Raw genomic sequence first — 6,627 nt, 5'->3', positions numbered from 1 at the left:
GGCAATCGCTGTCGGCCTGGTTGCTGTCGGCTTCGCGAATGCCTGTGATTGGGCCATCCAGCAGCACGCGAAACTCATCGCGCTATGGCCGCTGGCCGCTCCCTTCCTCACGCCATTCGGATTCGCCGCCGGCGTTTATCTGACCAGAAGATTTGCACCGGCCGCCAAGGGCAGCGGAATTCCGCAGGCTATCGCGGCGCTGGATACCGCAGACGATGCCCTGCGTTCGCGTCTGCTGTCCTTGCGCATCGCCGCCAGCAAGATCGCCCTGACCCTGCTCGGCCTGCTCAGCGGTGCGTCGATCGGGCGAGAAGGGCCGACCGTGCATATCGGCGCTTCCATCATGGATGCCCTCGGCCGCTTTGCGCATTTTCCATCCGAGTCGCTGCGCCGCGGCCTGGTGCTCGCCGGCGGGGCCGCCGGACTGGCGGCGGCATTCAATACCCCGATCGCCGGCATCGTCTTTGCCGTCGAGGAAATGGCCCGCTCTTTCGAAGAGCGCACCACCGGCACCTTGATCACTGCGGTGGTGCTTGCCGGTGTGGTCGCCACCGGCCTGCTTGGCAACTACACCTATTTCGGCGTTGCCGATGCGCATCTGCTGAGCTGGCGGGCCTGGATCGCTGTGCCCTTGTGCGGTATCAGCGGCGGCCTGTTCGCACGAATGCTGATCAAGGGCAGCGGCCTGCTGGCGCTGTTGTCGATGCGTCGGGCGGTGTTGCTGGCGGCCGGTCTCGGAATCGTCGTCGCGGTTCTCGGGCTGGCTTCGGGCGGCACTACCTACGGTTCCGGTTACGAGCAAGCGCGCGGCCTGCTCTCCGGTGAAGTCACGCCTGGCCTGCTGTTTCCGATCCTGAAATGGCTCGCGACGCTGGCTTCGTATCTCACTGGATTGCCGGGAGGCGTTTTCTCGCCGTCGTTGTCCACCGGTGCCGGTATCGGTGCGGCACTTGCACCGCTGGTTCCGCAGACGTCGCTCGCGACGATGATCGTATTGGGCATGGTCGGCTACTTCACCGGCGTCACCCAATCGCCGCTGACCGGCGCCGTCATCGTGATGGAAATGGTCGACGACCATTCGCTCATCCTGCCGATGCTGGCCACCTGTTTCGTGGCACTCGGCGTCTCCCGCTTGTTGTGCCGGGAGCCGCTCTATCGAGCGCTGGCGCAACCCTTCCTGCAGCAGATCGATCGGACGGCGCCGGGCAGGCTCGGGTAATCAGCCGCAGCAACTAGCCCAAGCCGCGATCAAGCACGCGGGGCCAAGAAACGGATCGTCAAAAAAACAAGCCCGCCGGCCGAAGCCGACGAGCTTGCAATCCCGATACTGGCAACGCTTGCTTAGAGCCCGATCACGCCGAAATCGTTCTTGACGATCGCCAGCGTTGCCGAGCGCGGACGGCTGACACCGTCGTTGGCCGGCCAGTGGCTTTCATACGCAGCCGGATTGCCGAGCAGCGCCGCTGGCGTGTTCTCGCCCGGATGCTGGATATTGACGAACAGCACGCGGCCATCCGGCGTCGAGTCCAGGCCGGTCAGCTCGCAGCCCTTCGGGCCGACCAGGAAGCGGCGCATGCGCGAGGCGCTGGCCTTGGCGCCGACGTAGGTGGTCTGGCCGTTGATGGTGGTTACGCCGCCATCGCCCACGCTGCCCGGCACTGCAGCGAGCAGCATGCAGTTGGTGACGTCGGTATAGGCGCCGTCATCAGTCTGGATCCACAGCAGGCCGTTGGAGGCGTTGCTGTCGCGGCCGAACCACAGGCCGTCCGGGCTGGACAGGTCGTTGACGTCGGTCAGGCCGGAGACGTTGACGGTGGCCGGATCGGCATCCGCCTGCGCGCCGAAGCCGAAGATATCCCACTTGAACGTGGTCGCCGCCGAGCGGTTGCCGGCTTCACGGAAACGGATGATGTGACCATTGACGTTGCCGCGCTGAGTGGTCGCGCCCTTCTGGTCCGCGTACGAACGCGGGTTTGCCGCGTCGACCGCCGGGCCGGTGCCGACACCGCGCGCCGAGTTGTTGGTCAGCGTGAAGTAGACCTCGCCGTTGAGGCGATTGACCGCACCCCATTCCGGGCGATCCATCTTGGTGGCGCCGACCGAATCGGCGGCTAGACGGGCGTGCAGCAGCACGTCGGCCTGCGAGCTGAACGGATAGATCGCGTTGTTCGCATCCAGACCGTTGACGCCGAACTGCAGCGGCACCCAGGTGCCGCTGCCATCGGCGTCGAAACGGGCGACGTACAGCGTGCCGTTGTCGAGATACTTGTCGCCGACCGCGAGGCGATCCGCGTTGTTCAGATCGCGCGGGTCGAGCACTGCCTTCGACACGAACTTGTAGATGTATTCGCCACGCGAATCGCAGCCCATGTAATAGACCAGCGGACGGCCGACGACGAAGTTGGCCGGCCAGGCGCCTTCATGGAAGAAGCGAGCCATCGCCGTGCGCTTGCGCGGCGTCGACTGCGGGTTGTACGGATCGATCTCGACGACCCAGCCGAAGGTGTTCGGCGCATTGCGGAAGTCCTCGGCGGCGGTGCTGCCGGCGACGGTCGCATCCCAGCGCGAGAAGCGGGTATCGCTCGCGTCAGAAGGCACCACGGTGGTCCAGCCGTAATTGCCGGCCGAGCCCTGGGTGATGCCGTAGCGGTTCAGCGCGGTGACTTCAGCCGGGCTGCGGTTGGCGTTGTCGGTGCCCGAGCGGCGGAAGTAAAACGCCCAGTTTTCTTCGCAGGTCAGGTAGGTGCCCCAGGGCGTGAAGCCGTTGGCGCAGTTGTTGATCGTGCCGCGGGTGCGGGTGCCATCCGGCGAATAGCGGGTGACCAGCTGGGCGTCGCCGCGCACCGGGCCGCTCATTTCGATATCGGTCAGCGAGGTGATCCGGCGGTTGAAGCGCGAGCTCGGATTGGTCGCCACCGGCACGGCACGCGACGGGCCGGCAACCAGCTCGACGACGCTGACACCATGGGCATTCATTTCCTTGACCACTTCATCGGCCACGGTCCGAACGCCGCCGACCACGGTCGCGCCATTGGCGTGCAGGAACGGCTGGGTGATGTTCTCGTGGTTGCGGCACAGCAGGCCGCGACGCGAGTTCGACGGATCCGGACGGCTGCCGTCCGAGCTCAGGCCGAAGTAGTACATGCCGTCGTGATGATCACCTGCGCGGAAGGCGTAGGAATCGCCGGTTTCGCTACCGTCGCCCGCCCAGGCTGGCGTCGAGGTGTTCAGCGCTTCGCCGAGCGGCGACAGCACGGTGACCGTATAGCCTTCCGGCACCGTGACCACGTCCTCCAGGCTCTTGGCGACCGGGTTGAAGTTCAGGGTGAAACCGGACGGCAGCGCCTGCGCTTCCGGGCTCGCCAGCAGGCCAGAGCTTCCCACCGTGAATGCCGCCGCGGCACCGAGGCCACCAACCAGCACTTCGCGGCGCGAGAGCCGCGCGTCGACCATGCTCTGCAGGGTCGGATTGTTTGATTCGTTGGTGCAGACGTCATCGTCGTGACGATGTGCAGTTAGCTGGCTGTTGCTGAAATCATTCATCGCTGGCTCCGGTCGGTTGATCGAGGCGCGACCGATTCGCACCTCAAAGCTGGCTGAGCCGGAAGCCTAGGAGTGCGGTGTTGCAGTGATTTTTCAGAACCGAGAAAATTTCCTACGATTTTTACACTCTTCTCACATAACGCCTGTTTTATCGCTGCGATGACGGCTCGCTCTCCCAACGACTGTCATACCTCGGTCGATCAACCCAGCGACCAGCGCCGCACGATCCGGTAACCATCGGCCTTGCCATTGCTGCGGGCACTGCGCAGCAGCGCGAACTCGGTGACCGGCCAGAGCACTTCGAACCGCGGCATTGCAGTCAACGTCCGGACGTTGCGCTGGCAGCTGAGGTGAGGCACGAAAGCTTCGCTGGCCACCGGCAAGCCGTAGCGCAGTAGCTCGCGATCAAGCTCGGCCTTGAGTCTTGCCAAGGTCGGCTGCAGCGCCGATGGGCCTAACCAGGCGGTGCTGGCGTTCTGGAAATGACCGCTGCGATCGAGCCGCAGCAGGAAGGGTTTGGCCTGCACCTCATCGCCGGCCAGCAGCGCGGCATCGACTTGCGTGCGGCCGATATCGCCGAGCCAGGCCAGGGTCAGATGCAGGCGTTCCGGCTTGATCCGGTAAGCCACGCCGCCCTCGCCCAGCGGCAATGCCGCAGCGGCCGATGCCAGACGGCGACGCACGGCAGGGTCTGGCCACAGCGCGAAGAAATAACTGGCACGCCGGCCGCCGCGACGGCTCGCATCCGGCAATTCCGAGAACAGGCCCGGCTGGTCACGACGGGCCAAGTTCAGCGTTGCGCCAGGAGCATCGCGCTGAGTGCCGGCAATGTGCGATCGAGCAGCAGTCGTGACTGCTCGCAGGCGCAAGCCAGCAGCTGCGCCTGCGCCGCAAGGTACTCCGCCGGCGTGCTGCCGGCCGGCAGCGAATCATTGAACAGCTGCTTGCCGAGCACGGCACCGCTGCCGTCATTGAGGACGAACTCGATCACCAGCTGCGCCCGATCGCCGCCATCACCCGACACTCGTTCCAGGCGCTGCAAGACAGGCCGCAGGCGGATATCGCTGCCGATCCGCGCCGGCCGCGCCAGCACCGAATCCGACCCATAGGCTGCACGAAGGTGATCGACCAGAACATCGCCGAACAGCAGTGAAGGCGGACCGATCAAGTTGCCACTTAATTGCCGATCGGCTGCGCGATTGACGAAGCCACGGTCGGCATAAAGCCCGCGCACCTCGAACGGCTCGACGACGATGCGCAGCGGCGGCGCAGCCAGGTCCGGGACGAGCAGGCGTTTCGGATCGATCGGCCTGCTGCCGGCACAACCGGCGAGCAGCGCGCCGAGCAGGCTCAAGACTTGGCGGCGGTTCTTTTGCATCGGGCGGGCGGACATTCTTGAGCGGAACGGCGCCTAGTGTCCGGGGGACCACTGGCCTGCGCAACTGCCCCGCCCCGTTCGGCTCAGCTCGGCTGCGCGATCCCGAAACGCTCCATGCGCCGGTACAGCGCCTGGCGCGACAGGCCCAGCGACTGCGCCGCACGGCTGACCATGCCGCCGGCCTTCGCCAGTGCCGCTTCGATCGCTTCCTTGCTCGGATCATCCAGCGAGCGAGCCACTGCGCGCGGCTGCACCTGCAGGCCGAGATCGGCCGGTGCGATGGTGCCGTGCTGACAGAACAACCGGGCGCGTTCGAGCACGTTCTTCAGCTCGCGGACATTGCCCGGCCAACTGTGTGCGTGCAGCAGTTCGCGAGCTTCGTCGGACAGCACGGCGCCGCTGTCGCGCAGGAAATGCTCGGCCAGTGGATCGACATCGTCCATGCGCTCGGTCAGCGGCGGCAGGTTCAGCTCGATGACGTTCAGGCGGTAGTAAAGATCCTCGCGAAAGCGGCCTTCGCGGATCATCTGCGGCAGCTCGCTGTTGGTGGCACTGAGCACCCGCACCCGTGCCTTGCGCACGCGGCTGGAGCCGAGGCGCTGGTAGTCGCCGGATTCCAGCACGCGCAGCAGCTTCACCTGTACCGACAGCGGCAGATTGCCGATCTCGTCGAGAAACAGAGTGCCGCCCTCGGCGGTTTCGAAGTGCCCCTCGCGGGCGCGCGTCGAGCCGGTGTAGGCGCCGGCCTCGGCACCGAACAGTTCGGCCTCGGCGAGCTCGGTGGGCAACGCGCCGCAGTTCACCGCGATGAACGCCGCGGCCTTGACCGCCGAGTTGGCGTGAACGATCTGGGCGATCCGTTCCTTGCCGGCGCCGTTCGGGCCAGTGATCAGCACCGGCGCATTGGAGCGGGCGATCTGGCAGGCCATGGTCACCACCCGCTCGGTGGCGTCGGCGGCGTAGACCAGGCCGCAGAGATCGAAGCGTGCCGCCAGCGCTTCCCGGCGGCGATTGCGCTCGGCGCGCCGCGCCGTGGCTTCGCGTGCCGCTTCCGCCAGCTCCAGCAGGTTCTCGACCGTCGCCAGCAGCTTGGCATCGTCCCAAGGCTTGGCCAAGTAATCGGCAGCGCCGGCCTTGACCAGTTCGACGGCCACCGCGAGCTGCGTCCACGCCGTCAGCAGGATCACCGGCAGGTCCGGATTGCGGGCGCGGATCGCGTGGAACAGCGCCGCACCTTCCTGGCCGGAGGTGGTATCGGCCGCGAAGTTCATGTCCGCGATCACCAGGCTGACCGGCTCGCGCGTCAGCACTTCCAGGCCGGCTTCGGGCGACACCGCGGTGATCGCCTGGATATCGTGCAGCGAGAACAGCAGGCTCAGCGCTTCGAGCACGCCGGGGTTGTCATCAATGATCAGGATCGTTCGCATGGGCACTCCATCGTAACGTCTGATGCGTGCACGGCCGGCTTTGGTTTGCAGGCACTTTTCAGATCGAGCGCCAGCCGCGCACAAACTGACAATTCGAGTGTTCGCATACTCGGACAAACGGCAGTCAATCTGTCTTGACAAGGCTCGGATTGGAGGTTCAACCTGCCAGCGCTTCGGTCATCCAGGGACGGCTATTTCTGGGTGCAACAGGGAATCTGGTCCATGAGCCAGGGAGCCTGCCGACGCTAGAAAGAGGTCAGAAAAACAGTCCTTCGGCGG

General features: G+C 65.7%; 5 protein-coding genes. 1 reads left to right on the top strand and 4 read right to left on the bottom strand.

The features are described from left to right. Positions 1 to 1,219 (top strand): chloride channel protein (locus QZY06_RS00120; RefSeq protein ID WP_295678611.1); only part of this gene is annotated, 1,219 nt, incomplete at its 5' end. Positions 1,220 to 1,341: 122 nt separating this feature from the next. On the opposite strand, the gene QZY06_RS00115 is transcribed toward QZY06_RS00120, so the two are convergent. The 4 genes from QZY06_RS00115 to QZY06_RS00100 all read right to left on the bottom strand — a co-directional run bounded on the left by QZY06_RS00115 (position 1,342) and on the right by QZY06_RS00100 (position 6,348). After that, the gene (locus QZY06_RS00115; RefSeq protein WP_295678609.1) at positions 1,342 to 3,543 is read right to left on the bottom strand and encodes a PhoX family phosphatase; all 2,202 of its coding nucleotides are present in this window, start codon (positions 3,541 to 3,543) and stop codon (positions 1,342 to 1,344) included. A 200-nt stretch (positions 3,544 to 3,743) separates the two neighbouring features. Continuing rightward, positions 3,744 to 4,331, bottom strand: a complete 588-nt coding sequence (gene thpR / locus QZY06_RS00110) for an RNA 2',3'-cyclic phosphodiesterase (RefSeq protein ID WP_295678606.1) — start codon at positions 4,329 to 4,331, stop codon at positions 3,744 to 3,746. Between the two features lie 2 nt (positions 4,332 to 4,333). After that, entirely contained in the window at positions 4,334 to 4,921 is a 588-nt protein-coding gene (locus tag QZY06_RS00105) for an ABC-type transport auxiliary lipoprotein family protein (RefSeq protein WP_295678604.1), read from the bottom strand. Positions 4,922 to 5,004: 83 nt separating this feature from the next. After that, the gene (locus QZY06_RS00100) at positions 5,005 to 6,348 is read right to left on the bottom strand and encodes a sigma-54 dependent transcriptional regulator (protein ID WP_295678602.1); all 1,344 of its coding nucleotides are present in this window, start codon (positions 6,346 to 6,348) and stop codon (positions 5,005 to 5,007) included. Positions 6,349 to 6,627: the final 279 nt, after the last annotated feature.

The sequence above is a fragment of the uncultured Nevskia sp. genome (assembly GCF_903885465.1).
Classification (GTDB): Bacteria; Pseudomonadota; Gammaproteobacteria; order Nevskiales; family Nevskiaceae; genus Nevskia.
Note: the sequence above shows the minus strand (reverse complement) of the source record. Positions and strands in the feature narration are given on the sequence as shown.